The following is a 17,454-nucleotide window of genomic DNA, read 5'->3' as shown; positions in this document are numbered from 1 at the left end:
TGTAATGATTTCCGTAAGGCATTGTTATGCTACAGGTTAGGAACCGTTACGCTACCGCCAACCCAACAGCTGAAAGATACCTTCTTACCCGCCATACCCGCGTTAAAGATATCGGTTTTCGAGGGTGCTCTTTCGGCATAGCTTTGCGCCGCTTGATTGGCACGCCCGCTAAGCGCCGGGTCTACTCGACTCGCCTGACGCGCCATGTCAGCTGCTTTCCAATAAATAGCTCGCTTTTCAAAAGGCGTACTACCACAATCGTTGGCACTATTACCATATAGGTTGGCAATCAAAAGATAGGCTTTGCCATTCGCCTTGTTGGCGTTAATAGCCTTTTGGGCATAACTTCTCGCTTGAGACTTGCTGGTTCTTCTGACAATGGTAGCGATTTTGTATAGGATGTCAGACTTCTTATAAGGATCTGTTTCCAATTCCACGGCTTTGTTAAAGTCATCAATAGCACCCTTACTATCACCCGATTTTTGTTTCAATGTGCCTCCGTAGAGATAAGCACTTGCTGAGGGCTCCAAAGCCAATTGGGCCTCAAAAAGCTTTCTGAACAAAGGGTCGTCGGTGCACTCTTTGTTGAACATTCTACCGACCGCACGCTTTACCCAAGTAATATCACCTTTTTTCTCTTCAAAGCTTTTTTCATACAAAGGGATAAGATTATCACAATCGGCCAAGGCTCCTAATTTCGAATCGACACTTCCTGCAATTTTACCATAAGACTCTGAATTAGTTGTCGCTACCTTCAACTTTCTCTTTTCTTTTGCTGTGATGGTACCCGTTGAATCTTTTGGCAACAATTGCGTAATTATATCGGTCAATTGTTGGTTCTCTTCCTCGATTTTTTCAGTTACATTATCGTATACATCGAAGACTTCTTGCAAATCTTTGCTACCTGCGCCATGAAGGTCTACCAAACTTGAAAAATATAGATATAGTGCTCTTGGATTTTTAAAATTGCCCGGATCTTCCTGAAAGGCCTTATCCAACATTTCATAAAGCTCTTGATCGGAACCCATTTTATTCTCATACATAAACAGGGCCTTGTCGATAGCTACTGTAGCCGGTGAGTATTTTTTAGGGAAATATTTGGCACTATTATCATATAGTGTCAGCATATCTTTTATCAGAGCCTCCTTTTCCGCCCCCGAAGACTTTTCTATCTTATCGGCCAAAATTCGTTCACCATATATGATATTGGCACGGTTAATTTCAGGACAAGTCTCATACACCATTTTCCATGGGGTATATGCGGCCTCGTAATTTTTCACCTTTGCATGTTCGACATAGATTGATAAATTGGTCATACATTCCGGGTTTTGGGCCTGGGCATTACTTACTCCCATGTACCCTAAAAGCATCATCGCCGTGAAGTAAATTTTCGTTTTCATTTCATTTTATGGTTTAAAGCGGTTAATGTACTAAATTTTTATTAATTAATTTTTCTCTTTCTGAACCATTGGTCGTTCAAAGACAGACCTACATTGACTTTGAAGTAACTCTCTTCGACCAAATCGGCGGCAGTGGTACCCTTTTTCCCCAACTCAAAACCTAAGTTGAGATTTGAAAGTCCGTTACCTAGAGGTAGGCCTAGTCCAAAAGTTATGCCAAAGTCATTAATATCTTTCTCGTTGACGACCATGCCCGTCTGATGAAGGCGCAGACCGGCTCGATACGTTATCTTTTTGAAATAGCTGCTGAATGAATTGCGATCAGGCGTATAAAAACCACCTAAGGCATATGAACTGGCGTTTTGATATTGCACGCCTTCAATCTTTAGAAAGTCGTTGGTATAGTCGCCAAGATTTTGAAAACTATATTCAACACCTAAGAACCATTTCATATTTTTGCCATAACCGACGCCTAAAGTCGTCGTTGTTGGAATCTTAACCCCCGTCTCGTAGAGCCCCACCGCAGCAAGATTTACATCAATAACCTCTATGTCTTGAGCGGTGTTCACATCATATGAACCTATGCGTTTGGTATTTCTAGCGGACAAGTTGGCCTGTGTATTTATGCGCAGGGAAGTAAAAAGCGTATGATCTTTATTTAGGGCGGGCGAATAACTCAAAGCATAATTAAGGTCGATACCATTAATTGTCGAAGACCTTTCATCCTTTGCCCCAAACTGCACATTCTCGACACTTTGTATACGTAAACTTTCAATAGTACCAAAGTTATAATTGGCCGTCACACCCACACTCAAATTTTTGGCGAATTCATAGCCTAAGGAAAGATAGAGTTTATTGAGTCCCCCTTCACCCGTGTACAATGTAGTGATGCGACCGTCGGAGGTTTGATCTACAAAATTATATCCTACTGAAGTATAGGGTGCTATGCCAAAACCAAGGCCCAAACCTTTTTTTAGACTAAAGCCAATGGCCAGATATTCCAAATTCGTGACAGCGCTGCTTTGTTGTTCGGTATAGCTTTTTAGGCGAGATTCTTTGTGTGAGATTGCCGCCGTATAGGTAGTAATTCCAAAATCCTCTCCGAACTGCACTCCCAATTGACTATAGGCGGCCGGGTTTTGCAGATTCACATGTATACTGTCGGCATACATACCTATACCTCCCATCATCTGGTTTTCGACCGTACCAGAGGCCCTTATATCACCTAAGCCAAAATAAGAATATGGAGAAATCGTACCGTCTTGAGCGTACGAACCAAAGGTGGTAAGACACGCTATTACAAAACCTATTTTTCTGATCATTTAGTGCTTGTTGTATTCCAACAGATAATTTAATCCTACAAGGAGAAATTTGGAATCCGCAAATATGGTATTTTTTAGCCGTTTAGACAAAAATTGGGCGTCACCCCCTGTTAAAATAACTGTTAAATCTGTGAAACGCGTATTGTAGAGATCAATTGTACGATCAATTTCGTAGCAAATACCGTTGACCACCCCACTATGAATGCAACGGTCTGTGGTATTCCCGATCATATCGATGGGGTAGTCCGGTGTAAGCTGGGGCAGGTTTTGCGTTTGTTCGTGCAACGCCCTGTAGCGCATATTAAGACCCGGTGAAATAGCACCTCCGAGATACTCGCCAATATCATTGACCATGTCATAGGTAACACAAGTACCCGCATCGATTACTAGGGTATTGCCTTTGGGATTATGGTAAAACGCCGAAGTGGCCAACGCCATTCGGTCTACACCTAATGTATTCGAAGTGGCATAGGAATTTTTGTAAGGTACCGAAGAATGGGGCGTCAATTCGTGAACCTCCGAAAATATGGCAAGTACGGCCAGCACCTTGCGATCAAGGTTACCGACCGATGAAATGATACTATGACCAATTCCGGGATAATGGTCACATATTTCCTTCACCTGCCTTGATACATGTTTCGTTTTGGCCTGTTGCAAAAAAACAAGCTTATTCTTGTCGAACACGGCCAGCTTGACCAATGTATTTCCCGCGTCTATTATCAGATTCATAGAGCAAAGATTAAAAAATACTAAAAAACAAACATCTTTTTTTCAAGGTTTTGTTTGGATATCGCAAATTTGAAATTATATTTGCAGCCCCTTAAAGGGATGGTGCCTTAGCTCAGTTGGTAGAGCAATGGACTGAAAATCCATGTGTCCCTGGTTCGATTCCTGGAGGCACCACAAAAAAACCCGCTTTTCGCGGGTTTTTTTGTCTCTACCATACGGCTTCTCCTCCAACACTATTACCGCCGTGTCATCATCGAGCTAATTTAGTTCACAAAAGTCATATGAGAACCCCAGTTTATTTACCCACAGTCCGTAAAATACCCAACCCCTGTAATAGTACTCATACAGGATCAGAAAAAATCATCATGTCATAAGGAATTTTAACTGTTTGTGAATTATATTGCGCAAAAACGTTGTTTTGACCGCAATCGATACTACGACAACTCCCCTACAAATCCAAAATCATCTTCGGGGTCGGGAATGGATTAACCCCTTGGAAAAAGTACTCACTGTTGAAAAAGCCGGCGAAGGTAATATGAATGTGGTATTGCGCATCGTTACCAACGAACGTTCCTTTATACTCAAACAATCACGCCCCTTCGTTCGAAAATACCCTCATATCAAAGCACCTTTAGATCGTATTGCCGTAGAGAAAAAATTTTATCAAACGGTACGAGATAATGCGGTAAGCGCCCATATTCCAAAAATATTAGGGTACGACGCCAACGAATATCTATTGCTACTCGAAGATCTGGGTCACTGCGATGACATGACCCTTATTTATAAAAACAAGGACATTACGGCGCCACATCTCGATCGGTTGATATTCATTCTCGGCGTCATACACCGAAGAAAAACGCATGGTGATTTTCCCGATAATATGGAAATGAGGCTTTTAAACCATGACCATATCTTCGTACAACCTTTTTTAAGGGAAAATGATCTTTCGTTAAACGATATTCAACCTGGGCTTCAAGAACTTGCCACCCATTTTGTAAACGACAAGGCCATAAGAGGCATTGTTGAAAAAGTTGGCCAGAAATATCTTTCGCCGGGTAATGTTTTAATACAAGGTGATTACTACCCTGGAAGTTGGATGACCGAGAACGAAAACCTGTATGTTATCGATCCTGAATTTGCCTTTTTAGGTTTTCCGGAATTCGACCTTGGCGTTTTGGCTGCACATATCATCATGGCCACTGGAAAAAAAGGTCATTTAGGGCGTATTTACGCCGCATATCAAGGGAAGGCCGATCTGCAATTGATGTCTCAGGTAGCAGGAATCGAAATTATGCGGCGTATGATCGGTTTGGCACAATTACCTTTGGAGCGAAGCCTTAAAGAAAAGGAGCGTCTCATGAAAAAAGCCCGTAAGATGATTTTGTCTTGATGGGATAAAGAATAAAGCTATCACAGAGAATCGGACTTAATCGAGAATAAAGCTTACCAAATTCCTTCTACTCCGCTTATTTCAAAATCCTTAAGCTGAATAGCTTCCCGGCCTAAGTTTTCAAACGTCAAATCGGTATAGGGTGCATTTGGAAAAAGTTGGGCCGTCATTACATATTCCCCCTTATTTACGAAAATTTCTATGGAAGAGCTATCCACCAAAATGCGAACTTCATAAGCTCCAAGCAGATGAGAAACTTCCATTTTTTGAACAGTGCCAAAAGCTGTATGGAAATCGACCTGCCCCGAACGGCTACGATCAAGGGAAAACTATTCGTCATCCAAAGACATGGTAAGTATGACCTCTTCTTTTTGGCTATTGCCCAAAGACAAACGAAAAGCCCTCGCAGAGGTTTCGAAACGAATTTCAGATTGGTTCAAACCGTCGATTACCCTTGTTTCAAGGGCTCCCCCTTCAAGAGAAATATTAGATTTAATTTTAGATACAGTGAGGTCCTCCAACGTAGCAAGAGGATAATTGACCAACTGGTATCGACCGTTCGCTTTGCGCAGACTCAATTTTCGAGGCAAGGTCATTGCACCGCACCAGTTGGATGTCGGTGTTTGATTGGCGTACATCCAATTATTCATCCACCCTATGAAAATAGTTTCTTTGCTCGGATGGTTGTTCCATGTAACCCCGGCATAATTATCCGTTCCCCAATCTAACCAACGGGTTTCCTTTTGGTCGGAACTGAATTTTTTTCCATCAAAATCACCGATGAAATATTGGGTGCCGCTTCCTCCGTTCGGGCTCCAGGATTGATGCTTATCAATAGAACCCATTTCTTTTCTTCCGTGCCTTGAACGTTCAACTGAAATAGATCGGGGCACTCCCAAACGCCTCCATGGGCACCTTGGTTCTCACCGAATTTGCCGAGCAACTCCCAATCCTTCAGATTATCCGAACCATAAAATTGGGCATGGTCGCCGGCGACCAATGTCAAAATCCATTTTCCCGAGGCCTCATGCCACATCACTTTCGGATCCCTAAAATCTTTTTCTTCCGCATTCCGGATAACAGGGTTAGCTACATATTTCGTCCATGTTTCCCCATTATCGGTACTATAGGCGATACCTTGGGTCTGGTAATCGCTTCTTCCTTCTTTTTCGGCTTGCGCATTGTGATAGGTGAAAATGGCCACCAATGGCGGGTTTTCACTAGTGCCGAAACCCGAGGTGTTGTCTTTGTCTACCACGGCACTGCCCGAAAAGATATAGCCATGCCCGTCAGGGTACAGGGCTATTGGCTTAGGCTCCCAACGTAATAAGTCTTTGCTAACGGCATGCCCCCAATGCATCGGACCCCATACGTTGTCTTCTGGATAGTATTGATAGAAAAGATGGTACACCCCTTCATGATAGACCATACCATTGGGGTCGTTCATCCACATTTTTTTAGGCGAAAAATGGTATTGGGGCCTATACTTCTCCATAGAATCGGCAGTAGTTGTTCCCTGTTTCACAGATAGTTGTTTTTCTTGAATATTTTTACAGGATATAAGAACCGTAAAAACCAAAAGTAGTAGGTGATAGTTTTTATTAAAATCCATCATAAAAATTTTATGGTCGATTCATCAAACCGGACAATGATTCCTTAAAATAGTATCTTTATCACATATAATAAGCAAGCTCATGCAATTTTTTTTCAGCGTGGTACTAATCGTAGGTTTTTTATCGGTTACCCAAGCGCAAAACAACCTCGATCGTACCCTAGATAGGCTTAATAGGGGAAATGTACCCTACATACAAGTTGAAGAACTGCAAAAAAGGAAAAATTTACTGGTCTTGGATACGCGTAAAAAGGAAGAGTATCTGGTAAGCCATCTTAAACACGCCCTTTGGGTAGGTTACGAAGATTTCAATCCTGAGGCCTTAACGGAACAGATCAAGGATAAATCAAAGGAAATCGTCGTGTATTGTTCGATTGGCATACGCTCTGAAAATATCGGGAAAAAACTGATCAAATTGGGTTTTACCAAGGTAAGGAATTTATATGGCGGTATTTTTGAATGGAAAAATAGGGGATATCCTGTCTATGATTCCGAAGGAAATGAAACAGAAAATATACATGCATACAACAAACGTTGGGGCAGACTCCTGAAAAAAGGGAACAAAGTGTATGATATGTCAGAAATTACCGACCAATCCTAAAAACAGAAGAACCACATATGCCTCATTGGTTTTGTCCCTCCAACCTTTGACTAATAGCAAATTCGTTCAAATAACCTTTTAACCCCCTGTTTCTTGAGCATTATTCTTTCCAAAAGTAACTATAAAGAAGCCGCTTCGGTAAATTATATGAACCTGGTTTCAAAGAACTTATTACTCATCTTTACCCGAAATCCACAATTGGGCAAATGCAAAACCCGGTTAGCCAATACAGTTGGTGATAAAACGGCTTTGAACATTTACAAATTTCTTCTCGAACATACCGTCTCCATCACCAAAAATCTAAATGTAGCTAAACAAGTCTGGTATTCGGAGGAAATATGGGAAAACGATATATGGAGCCCGCAATTTTATGATAAAAGACTTCAGGTCGGAGCTCATTTGGGCCTTCGAATGGCCCATGCCTTCGAAGAGGGTTTTTCATCAGGATTCGATAAAATCATTGTAATCGGAAGCGACCTTTACGACTTGAGTCAAGCCGATATCGAGGAAGCATTTGCAAGACTAGAAGACCATGATTTTGTTGTGGGACCTGCCGAAGACGGGGGCTACTACCTCTTAGGAATGAAGTTTTTAAAACCCGACCTGTTTCATCACAAATCGTGGGGCTCACCTACCGTTCTTAAGGACACCCTTGGCGACCTACAGCACGAAAAGCATGCTATTTTAGCACTACGAAACGATGTGGACCGGTTCGAAGACATTAAAAATAATGACGCTTTTAAACCATTTTTAAATACTAACAAGAATGACGCAGAAACAACTTGATGAGTCTACCGCATATCTACAAAGCAAAGGGTTCGACAAACCCGAAATCGGCATTGTATTGGGTACCGGTTTGGGCAAATTAGCCGATGAAATCGAAAATTCCATCGAAGCCCATTATAATCATATCCCATTTTTCCCATTGGCTACCGTTGAGTTCCATTCTGGAAAACTTCTCTACGGTACGCTTGAAAACAAAAAAGTGGTCGTAATGCAAGGGCGCTTTCACCTCTATGAGGGCTATGATTTTATCGATGTCACATACCCCATTCGGGTGATGCATCAATTGGGCATACAAAAGCTATTTATTTCCAATGCTGCCGGTGCCGTAAACCTCAGCTTTAAAAAGGGCGACATGATGTTGATCGAAGATCATATAAACCTTCAGGGCGGCTCACCTCTGGCCTTTAAGGGGGTAGGTAAATTCGGGGACCGTTTTACCGATATGGCCGAACCTTATGACCCTAACCTACGTGGAAAATTAATTGATATAGCCAAAAGTGAAAATATCAAGCTGCATCGAGGTGTCTATGCTTCCGTGGTAGGTCCGCAGCTTGAGACCAAAGCCGAATACCGAATGCTCAAAATTATTGGCGCCGATGCAGTGGGAATGAGCACGGTACCCGAAGTAATTGTTGCGAATCATTTACGACTACCCATCGTAGCCGTATCCGTTTTAACGGATGAATGTGACCCCGACCACCTCGATCCGGTAAATATTCAAGAAATAATAGAAATTGCCTCCAAGACAGAACCCAAAATGGTGAAATTGTTCAAAGAATTGATTAAAAAAATATAAAAACCCATGAGTTATTTAGAAGCCACGAACGACCTTTATAAAGAAGCTGCCCTGACCCCTGATGTGGGGTTATGCTGTACGACCAACCCCATTTGGCAATTTCCTGGCCTTTCCGTTCCGAAAATAATGCAAGAAATGAACTATGGTTGTGGCAGCACAGTGTCTGCCCAAGATTTGGTCAACAACCCGAAAGTTTTGTATGTCGGGGTCGGAGGGGGAATGGAACTCTTGCAGTTTGCGTATTTTTCAAGGCAAAAGCATGGGGTCATTGGTATCGATGTCGTCGATGAGATGCTCGAAGCCTCACGAAAAAACTTCCGTATTGCAGAAGAAGAAAACGATTGGTTCAATAGTGAGTTTGTAGACCTCGTCAAAGGGGATGCTTTGCACCTTCCAGTAAAGGATGAAAGTATCGATGTTGCAGCCCAGAACTGCCTCTTCAATATCTTCAAAATTGACGATCTCAAAAAAGCGGTCGGCGAAATGTACCGTGTTTTAAAACCTCATGGACGTTTAGTGATGAGCGACCCCATTTGTGAACAACCTATGAACGATACCCTAAGGAACGATGATAGATTAAGGGCCCAATGCCTTAGCGGAAGCATACCTCTAAAAGATTATATTAAGGTTTTGACCGATGCTGGTTTCGGAACGATAGAAATTAGGGCTCGAAAGTCATATCGGGTACTCTCACCGAACCATTATCCGACCGATAAGCTTATTTTTATTGAATCTATCGAAATTGCCGCCATAAAAGACCCTATGCCTAGTGATGGCCCCTGTGTTTTTACTGGAAAAACAGCGATTTACTACGGCGACGAGCCCTATTTTGACGATGGCCTAGGGCACGTTTTGATGCAAAACCAACCTTTGGCCGTTTGTGATAAAACGGCGGCCGCACTCGCAAAATCCAATCCTGAAATACATATTAGTGAAAGCACTTGGCACTATAACGGTGGAGGCTGCTGTTAGTGTTTTATATGGCAAATCGATCTTCATTAAAAATAAGCGTTATCATTCCGGTCTTCAACGAAGAGAAAAAACTAGGATCGTTACTTCGTTATTTGCAACAGGAGGCAGACCGTGATAATCTTCAAGAAATTATTGTGGTCGACGGGGGAAGCCATGACCGCACACCCCAGATCGCGAGCGAATTCGATGTAGTCATGCTACATAGCGATAAGGGTCGTGCCCGACAAATGAACTATGGTGCGCGTTATGCCTCGGGAGATATTCTTTATTTTTTACATGCTGATACCTTACCGCCAAAGAAATTCGGGGCGCATATCGTAGAAGCTATAAAGCCAAATACACAAGCTGGTTGTTTTCGAATGCAATTTGAAAGTGCCAGTCCGTTCTTGAAATTCTTCGCTTGGTTTACGCGCCTGAACTATCTTCTTTGTCGCGGCGGGGATCAATCGCTATTCGTCACGACCCGAATTTTCAGGGATGCCAAAGGCTTTAACGAAGCCTATACAATCTATGAAGATGTAGAATTTATAGGAAGATTATATAAAATCACTACTTTCAAGGTATTGCCCTGGCGCGTTCGAACTTCCGCAAGGAGATATAAGAAAACGGGCATAGTTAAACTACAATATCATTTCGGGATGATACATCTAAAAAACTTCAGGGGTGAAGGCCCTGATCAGTTATACGACTATTACAAGCGTAATATCAGCACTTAACGCAGCGGCCCTATTTCACCACTTTCGTGATCAAGGAGTATGCCCTCTGAAATCCATTTTGCCAATGCTTGACGATTATCGGCATCCAAGATACGGCGTTGGTCTTTCTTGTTGCGAATGTTACCCACCTCAATAAAGGTCATGGCGGGGTGGGTCTTCTTTACAAGGTACAACGAAGTACGGTCTTCGAAAGTACCCGAATAATTGCGATTGGGCTGATACTTTTTATAGTTTTTTTCAAAGGTCCTATGAATGCTCTCGGCCAATTTTTTACCATTTTTGCTCTTTTTATGGTGATAAAAGAACACGTCGATGTTCTGACCTTGGCTTCTACTGTCAACATGGGTAACGATCAGCCGCTGATAGCGCCCCTTGTTTTTTCGGTATAAGTCGTTTACGATATCGACACGCTGTTTTAAACGGGCCACTTGATTTAAAGGTATCACCTCGTTTGGATAGGCAACCTCATCATGATCGATTTCTAAAATTCGACCATCTCGTATTCCATCATTCTCATCGCGAATAATTATATATACCAAGGCCCCATGGGCTATAAGTTCTTTGGCCAGACGTAAGGTAATATCATAGGCATATTCATCTTCCGTAATCATTTTTCCAGCGTAATTTGCCATAGCCCCGGGGTCTGGTCCTCCATGGCCTGAAACCAAATAGTACACAGCTCCTTTAAGGTTTTCACTCTTAGGAATAACCGTGGCATGTTCTTTACCGAAAATAGCGTATTGCTTTCCTTCCACTGTTTTGATTTCCTTCGATTTTTTATGAAGGGAATCAACGACATCGACAGTATCGAGAGGCGCGGTCGGAATACGATACTTGCGACCCTCATATAGATGAATACTATCACGAAGATTATCCATGTTCATCGCAATAAAGTCGTCATAGTGCTTATACGGGTTGACGCCTTGCTTCCTCAATAATGAGAGAATACCGTCTCCCCTTTCGGCGACCACGACTTGGACAGAGTCTTGACCATATGAGGAAAATGCCATTCCCATAATGAATCCACTCAGAAGTAGTACGCGAAACCGATGTAAAAACATGTGAAACAAAACTATAAACTAACTCTAATCCTTAAATCAAAAACAATGCCTAATCGGCAGATCATTGTTACAAAAATAAAAAACACCTAATGAATAATACCAGGGCTCAGAAAATTTAGTTAACGATTTAGTCAACAGTTTATGTGCAAAATATACGCATGAATTGTATGCTATAAAACATTCAAATACCTTTGTCAACGGAGATGTAAATTAATAGGTATTAAGAGACCAATAGACCATATTGTATTTGCGGTGCAGCATTTGGACAAGGCTGTCTCAAATTTTCAAGAAAAATTTGGCGTTTGCCCTATTTTTGGTGGTTATCACCGAACCCAAGGTACGAAAAACGCATTGGTCAAACTAAATGACCGAACATATCTCGAATTACTTGCTTCAGACCATCACAATCAAGATATTCTGCCGCCCAGGTGGATGGGGGTAGACATTCTGTCCAGAAATCAAATAACACGTTGGGCTATACGCTCCCAAAAGTTGCAAGAAGATCGTAAAATCATATTGCGGCATCACGAGCATATGGGCACGATAGCGGAAGGGAGTCGGGTCACTGCGAACGGTTCGGAGCTCACATGGCAATTATTGGTACCTCTTGCTGTACCTGAGGTTGAATTGATTCCTTTCGCAATCGATTGGAGCAGTTCTGCAACACATCCTTGTGATGTAATGCCAGAAATGGGTTGTGAACTAATCGAACTGTATGGAACGCATCCCAACCCCGACCAATTTGTTGAACTCTTTGAAGCGCTCGGATTGGAATTACAGCTAATAAAATCAAAAGAAATAAGTTTAAAGGCCACTCTAAAAACTCCTCGGGGTATCTTCGAAATCTAAATTTATATATTGAGGGGTTAAAAATAGATCGACTTAAAAGGATTTTGGAAACCAAATACATGCGCTCACTACAAAACGATAAAATTATGCAGATGAAAAAAAGCATCTACTATTTATTCTTGATGACATTGTTCTTGCTAACCTCATGCCTTAGTGAGAGTAAAAAAACCAAGACGAATACCGATATGGAAGAGAAGTCGGAGCAGTCGACCCAATCAAGCAAAATGAAAAAAGCTGATTCAGTGGTCAATGAGGCCATCGAGGCTCATGGTGGTGAACGTTATCATAATGCGTTTTATTCGTTTGAATTCCGAAAGAAAAAATATACATTTCGCAACAACAATGGTAATTTTAAATATACGGTCACATCTTCAGAGCGTGGAACTCAAATTACCGATATTCTAAATAGCGGCACCTTCAAACGCTTTGTTAACGATACCGAAGTAGCCCTCTCCAAAAAAGATGTGACTAAATACAGCGAAGCACTAAATTCAGTCATTTATTTTGCACTTTTACCTTATAAATTAAACGATAAGGCCGTTAATAAAACCTATATTGGAAAAACATCGATAAAAGGTGAAAACTATGATATGGTAGGCGTAAACTTTGACCGAATCGGTGGTGGAAATGACCATAATGACGAGTTTCTCTATTGGTTCAATACGGAAACCCATACAATGGACTATTTGGCCTACAGTTACGAAACGAATGGTGGAGGAGTACGTTTTCGAAGTGCCTACAAACCAAGAACTATTGACGGTATTCGGTTTCAGGATTATATCAACTACGAAGCTTCTTTAGGCACCCCCTTACATGAACTATCCGAACTTTTTGAAAACGGAAAGCTCAAGGAGTTATCTCGAATAGAGACAGAAAACATAGTGAGCTTAGAAAACTAAGGCCCTTAAACCCAAAAAGCATGATGAAAAATGGCAGTTCTTGAGGTTATAAAACTGGGGCACCCCCTATTGCGCAATAAATCCGACACCGTATCGAAGGAACGGCTGCACTCCAAAGAATTTCAATGTTTTATAGACGACTTGATAGCCACTATGAGACATGAAGAGGGGGCCGGTATTGCCGCCCCACAAGTAGCAATTCTAGACCGTGTTTTCGCCATGGAAATGAAAGAAAATCCGAGATATCCCAACAAAGCGAACTTTCCTCTGTATGTTGTTGTTAATCCAGAAATCATAAAGAGATCTCCTGAAAAAACAGAAAGTTGGGAAGGTTGCCTATCGATTCCGGGGCTTCGCGGCAGATTGGAACGGCACAGAAGCATTACCTTGAAAGGCCTTGATAGAACTGGTACTACTTTTGAAATAGAACTGGACGGGTTTTCAGCCATTGTGGCGCAACATGAATTGGATCATCTCAACGGAATCCTGTTTATCGATCGAATGGAGTCGATGGAAACCTTGGCCTTTAGAGAAGAATTTGAAAAGTATTGGACTATCTAAGTACCAACATCCTATTCAAATACCGTACGTATTGATCGCATTCTTACTATATATTTTTTCCACTACATCATGAGGCAGGTTCATTGCCCTAAATTGGCCGGTCACCTTTGGAACCGTCATCGTATGGTGCCCTGTAAAAAATTCCCAATGCGAACGATACCTACCATCCATAAATTCGACAAGTTCCTTATCCGTCAGTGTATTTTCATCCACACAGTCAGTGCCATAGATAATACGATCTTGGTAATCCATTAGAAAAGCACGTACTTTCTTCCAATCGGTAATGGCTTGGTGCTGCAAATGACAGATCCTTTCGGCCAAATCGACCATGGCGGTCGGAAACTTATCCAAAAAACCGGCCACTTCATCGGTATCCCATTCTTGACTGGCCAAATGGAGGCCTACATACCGAAGCTTTGGGTGCTTTTCAAGCATTCGGTCCCGGGCCTTTAAATGTTCATCGTATCCCAAGCATTCGGGATGCAAATACATATGATACTCCTCATTCTTTGAAAAATAGTCACGATCAGACCGAACTGTCATTTGGTCAAGAGGTAACCAACAATTCTTGGGTTCGCCTATATGGCCCAATAGTACAATGTCATTTTCTTCCAAAAAATTAAAAATAGGATCAAAGCGCTCATGGTCTATCGACACATAGGTCTCGCCATCTTTTAGAGCCATTCCGATATTTTTCCAGACTTTGACCCCTATCGCACCCTCTTGTAAATCACTCTTGATTTTATGGATTACCTTTTCTTGCCATCCTTCATATTGCCATTCGGCACATGAAAAAGAAGTTACAAAATGAAGTCGTTTATGGTGTTTTTCTATCAAGCTCAAATTTGTTGCTTTTTGCATTTCCAAGGAAGAAAAAAGGGGCATATCGGTATTGATCGAAAGAAAACGGAAATTATTTTCTTGCCCATACTTAAAAAGAGGGTCTCGAACCGTATTAAAATGCACATGTGCATCTATTTTTTCAATCTCTTCAAAAGATTTCATAATAAAACCTAAATAAAAGTTACACAACTGTTTTACCCGAGGCAAATGCTACTTGTACATTTTATAAACTCGAGCGATTACCTCCTGAGCAGGTTTGTTTTGGGGGGTAAATCGATTATCAACTGCTCCGCCTGCCTGCCCGTGCTGAACAAACCATTTCCAGACATAACCACCGGCGAACCACGGCTCATCCCAAAATTCATCAAAAATGGCCTGTGTAGCATTAACCTGTCCATTCATATTAGGCGCATTTTCATGACGGTCGACCAACCAGGGCTTCCAGGCGGTCTGATCGGTACTTCGGTACCCCCATTCGGTAAACAAAACGGGTTTACCGTGCCATTCCGAAAGCTCTTGAATTTTGCTTTTATGTTTTTGCCAACCGGCACGCAATTGGGCAATGGTCGGGGTTCTTGCCTCCGACAATGGAAAGTAGGCGTCTATTCCTATATAATCCAATTGATTCCAAAAAGGCACCCGTGTAAACTCGTCCCAGTTGGCCGCATAAGTTAATTTACCTTTGTACACCGTTCGTATCTTTTTGATCAATCTGTTCCAATATTCGGGTCGATGGTTCACAAATTGTTCCAATTCAGTGCCTATACAAAATAATTCGGACCCGGTTTCTTGGGCCATTTTGGCATAGGTGATAATAAATTGTTCGTAGGATGACTCCAGTACTTGCCATTCCTTTTCAGTTTCCATTTTCAAATGACCCGTAAATTCACCCCTCCAGATCCAAATATGCGGCTTGACCATGGTCTCGATTCCATTGTCATGTAAGAGTCCGATGTACTGCATCGCTCCTCTTTTGGTTTCCCCATACCATTGACGGTCCGTATCAAAAATTATTTCAGGCGAGAGCGTATCCCGAATAAAGCCGAATGGCATTACCGCAGCATGATTGGCAAATATCTGTGCCACCTCGGTGATATGTTCCTGTACGATTTCTTCTCGTGAAGCGACCAAGCTCACACCGTTTATTTTTGGCTGTTTTTGCCCTGAACAGGAAAATTGAAGAAAGATAATTAAAAAGAGCGCCCACCTTAGCATTTACATGGTATTTGACTTCTAAAATAAGCTAATTCCAGAGACCTTAAATAGACGTCCTTCAAAAATGTGCTATAGCATAGCCTGCCATGATAGTCCATTAAACGATAAACGTAAACGTATGCACTGCCTTTAGCGACCTTCGCTAAAGTATGGCCCATTTTTTCAATGTCCAGATTGAAGTCATTAACTTGAATCTTTTGTTATGCTCTTAATAATAATGACGTTTCGAAAGTAAGACTTTTTAAAGTTCACGACTTAATCGTATATTAATCTCTGAATGGAAAGCATTGTTATTATCGGAAATGGCATCGCGGGTGTAACGGCGGCCAGACATATTAGAAAGCTTGCAAAGGCCCAGGCCAAAAAAATCACCATCGTTTCATCTGAAACCGAGTATTTCTTCTCTCGTACCGCTTTGATGTATGTTTACTTGGGGCACATGAAATTTGATCACCTGAAGCCCTACGAAAATTCTTTCTGGGAAAAAAACAAAATCAATCTCATAAAGGACCATGTAACAAAGGTAGACCCCAAAAAAAAGAAGTTACTTTTAGAAAAAGGTGATGATATTGACTACGATACCCTAATATTAGCCACCGGATCTAAGCCAAATATGTTCGGTTGGCCCGGTCAAGAACTTAAAGGCGTTCAAGGCCTAGTCTCAAAACAAGATCTCGATAATCTAGAACTTTATGCACCGAACAACAACACTTGCAAACGCGCAGTAATTGTAGGAGGAGGACTCATTGGTATCGAACTCTGTGAAATGCTAAGAAGCCGTGAGATACCTGTAACTTTTTTAGTAAGGGAAGATAGTTTCTGGAATGGAGTGCTCCCTTCGGGAGATTCCGCAATGATCAACGAGCATATACAAGAGCATCACATTGATTTGCGTTTGGGTGTTAATCTTGGAGAGATACTTGAAGACAAAAACGGCCAAGTGAGAGCTGTTACCATCAAAGAAACTGGAGAGGAAATACCGTGCAACTTTGTCGGACTTACAGCAGGCGTAACCCCAAATATCGATTTTTTAAAAGGTTCTGGCATTGACATGGGAAAGGGGGTCAAAGTGAATCGCTATCTCGAAACCAATATTGCCAACGTTTACGCCATTGGAGACTGTGCCGAACAACATAAGCCCATAGGTCACCGAAGGCCTGTCGAAGCGGTATGGTATACTGGCCGAATGATGGGCGAAACCGTGGCTCAGACCATATGCGGAAATAAAACGAAATACAATCCAGGCCATTGGTTCAACTCGGCCAAGTTTCTCGATATCGAATACCAAACCTATGGTTGGGTATTCAATGAACGCCATAAAAATGAAGAGGAACAACATTTTCATTGGCGTCACAACAATGAAAAAATTTGCATGACGATTGCCTGTGATAAAGAAACCCGTCAATTTTTGGGCATCAATTCCTTAGGAATTCGTTTACGACATGAACTATTTGACCTTTGGCTGACCGAAAATCGCACAATCGACTACGTCATAGCACATTTAAAGGATGCCAATTTTGATCCAGAGTTCTACGGGCATTATGAATCGGATATTATCGAAAAATACAATATGGAATTTGGGACGGACATACGCCCGAAAAAAAAGAGTTGGAAACGAATTTTACAATTGAGGTCTTAAAAGAGAGAATTACGTTCTTTTTACGGTGCGCAGAAAATACGCTATAGGCATAACGAATACCCA

The 17,454-nt window shown here is 41.8% G+C and carries 16 protein-coding genes, 1 tRNA gene and 2 pseudogenes; 11 read left to right on the top strand and 8 right to left on the bottom strand.

Translation table 11 applies throughout. The features are described from left to right. Positions 1–29 precede the first annotated feature (29 nt). Genes F2B13_RS08680 through F2B13_RS08670 form a run of 3 tightly spaced genes read right to left on the bottom strand, consistent with a single transcriptional unit; the run spans position 30 to position 3,451 of the window. Entirely contained in the window at positions 30–1,400 is a 1,371-nt protein-coding gene (locus F2B13_RS08680) for a hypothetical protein (protein ID WP_232622926.1), read from the bottom strand. A 41-nt stretch (positions 1,401–1,441) separates the two neighbouring features. Next, positions 1,442–2,722: a hypothetical protein gene (locus tag F2B13_RS08675; protein WP_149274696.1), complete on the bottom strand. Its 1,281-nt coding sequence runs from the start codon at positions 2,720–2,722 to the stop codon at positions 1,442–1,444. Then, positions 2,723–3,451: a type III pantothenate kinase gene (locus tag F2B13_RS08670; protein WP_149274695.1), complete on the bottom strand. Its 729-nt coding sequence runs from the start codon at positions 3,449–3,451 to the stop codon at positions 2,723–2,725. Between the two features lie 101 nt (positions 3,452–3,552). Here F2B13_RS08670 and F2B13_RS08665 point away from each other — a divergent pair. Both F2B13_RS08665 and F2B13_RS08660 read left to right on the top strand, forming a co-directional pair. Further along, a tRNA-Phe gene (locus F2B13_RS08665) sits at positions 3,553–3,625 on the top strand. Between the two features lie 244 nt (positions 3,626–3,869). Beyond that, complete coding sequence (locus F2B13_RS08660) at positions 3,870–4,841, top strand: phosphotransferase (protein ID WP_149304000.1); 972 nt, start codon at positions 3,870–3,872, stop codon at positions 4,839–4,841. A 53-nt stretch (positions 4,842–4,894) separates the two neighbouring features. On the opposite strand, the pseudogene F2B13_RS20610 reads toward F2B13_RS08660, so the two are convergent. Both F2B13_RS20610 and F2B13_RS08655 read right to left on the bottom strand, forming a co-directional pair. After that, positions 4,895–5,110: pseudogene (locus F2B13_RS20610) on the bottom strand (GH32 C-terminal domain-containing protein); the annotation flags it as partial. A gap of 60 nt (positions 5,111–5,170) precedes the next feature. Continuing rightward, a pseudogene (locus F2B13_RS08655) lies at positions 5,171–6,270 on the bottom strand (glycoside hydrolase family 32 protein). 265 nt (positions 6,271–6,535) lie between these two features. On the opposite strand from F2B13_RS08655, the gene F2B13_RS08650 reads away from it, so the two are divergent. The 5 genes from F2B13_RS08650 to F2B13_RS08630 all read left to right on the top strand — a co-directional run bounded on the left by F2B13_RS08650 (position 6,536) and on the right by F2B13_RS08630 (position 10,324). Further along, positions 6,536–7,054: a rhodanese-like domain-containing protein gene (locus tag F2B13_RS08650; protein WP_149274675.1), complete on the top strand. Its 519-nt coding sequence runs from the start codon at positions 6,536–6,538 to the stop codon at positions 7,052–7,054. Between the two features lie 147 nt (positions 7,055–7,201). Next, on the top strand, positions 7,202–7,840 hold the full coding sequence (locus tag F2B13_RS08645) for a TIGR04282 family arsenosugar biosynthesis glycosyltransferase (RefSeq protein WP_149275435.1): 639 nt from the start codon (positions 7,202–7,204) through the stop codon (positions 7,838–7,840). Next, complete coding sequence (locus F2B13_RS08640) at positions 7,821–8,636, top strand: purine-nucleoside phosphorylase (RefSeq protein ID WP_149274674.1); 816 nt, start codon at positions 7,821–7,823, stop codon at positions 8,634–8,636. The genes F2B13_RS08645 and F2B13_RS08640 overlap by 20 nt, the downstream gene beginning before the upstream one ends. Positions 8,637–8,642: 6 nt before the next feature. Beyond that, on the top strand, positions 8,643–9,608 hold the full coding sequence (arsM, locus tag F2B13_RS08635; RefSeq protein WP_149274673.1) for an arsenosugar biosynthesis arsenite methyltransferase ArsM: 966 nt from the start codon (positions 8,643–8,645) through the stop codon (positions 9,606–9,608). A gap of 8 nt (positions 9,609–9,616) precedes the next feature. Further along, positions 9,617–10,324 (top strand): TIGR04283 family arsenosugar biosynthesis glycosyltransferase, encoded by a 708-nt coding sequence (locus F2B13_RS08630; RefSeq protein WP_149274672.1) that lies wholly within the window; start codon positions 9,617–9,619, stop codon positions 10,322–10,324. Here F2B13_RS08630 and F2B13_RS08625 read toward each other — a convergent pair. Continuing rightward, entirely contained in the window at positions 10,321–11,334 is a 1,014-nt protein-coding gene (locus tag F2B13_RS08625) for an N-acetylmuramoyl-L-alanine amidase family protein (protein WP_232622923.1), read from the bottom strand. The two genes, F2B13_RS08630 and F2B13_RS08625, sit on opposite strands and share 4 nt — an antisense overlap. 213 nt (positions 11,335–11,547) lie before the next feature. On the opposite strand from F2B13_RS08625, the gene F2B13_RS08620 reads away from it, so the two are divergent. The 3 genes from F2B13_RS08620 (at position 11,548) to def (ending at position 13,694) form a co-directional block, all read left to right on the top strand. After that, positions 11,548–12,234, top strand: coding sequence for a VOC family protein (locus F2B13_RS08620; protein ID WP_317131626.1), 687 nt, complete (start codon positions 11,548–11,550; stop codon positions 12,232–12,234). Between the two features lie 92 nt (positions 12,235–12,326). Continuing rightward, a complete protein-coding gene (locus tag F2B13_RS08615; RefSeq protein ID WP_149274669.1) occupies positions 12,327–13,133 on the top strand; it encodes a DUF6503 family protein in 807 nt (268 codons plus the stop codon). 30 nt (positions 13,134–13,163) lie between these two features. After that, positions 13,164–13,694, top strand: a complete 531-nt coding sequence (def, locus tag F2B13_RS08610) for a peptide deformylase (RefSeq protein ID WP_149274668.1) — start codon at positions 13,164–13,166, stop codon at positions 13,692–13,694. A 15-nt stretch (positions 13,695–13,709) separates the two neighbouring features. Here def and F2B13_RS08605 read toward each other — a convergent pair whose 3' ends face one another. Next, positions 13,710–14,699, bottom strand: coding sequence for an amidohydrolase family protein (locus tag F2B13_RS08605; protein WP_149274667.1), 990 nt, complete (start codon positions 14,697–14,699; stop codon positions 13,710–13,712). Positions 14,700–14,747: 48 nt separating this feature from the next. Continuing rightward, complete coding sequence (locus F2B13_RS08600; RefSeq protein ID WP_149303999.1) at positions 14,748–15,752, bottom strand: glycoside hydrolase family 113; 1,005 nt, start codon at positions 15,750–15,752, stop codon at positions 14,748–14,750. A gap of 277 nt (positions 15,753–16,029) precedes the next feature. Between F2B13_RS08600 and F2B13_RS08595 the strand changes: the two genes are divergently transcribed. Continuing rightward, positions 16,030–17,391: an NAD(P)/FAD-dependent oxidoreductase gene (locus tag F2B13_RS08595; protein ID WP_149303998.1), complete on the top strand. Its 1,362-nt coding sequence runs from the start codon at positions 16,030–16,032 to the stop codon at positions 17,389–17,391. The last annotated feature ends 63 nt before the right edge of the window (positions 17,392–17,454 follow it).

Source organism: Pareuzebyella sediminis (assembly GCF_008367235.1).
Lineage (GTDB): Bacteria > Bacteroidota > Bacteroidia > Flavobacteriales > Flavobacteriaceae > Pareuzebyella > Pareuzebyella sediminis.
Note: the sequence above shows the minus strand (reverse complement) of the source record. Positions and strands in the feature narration are given on the sequence as shown.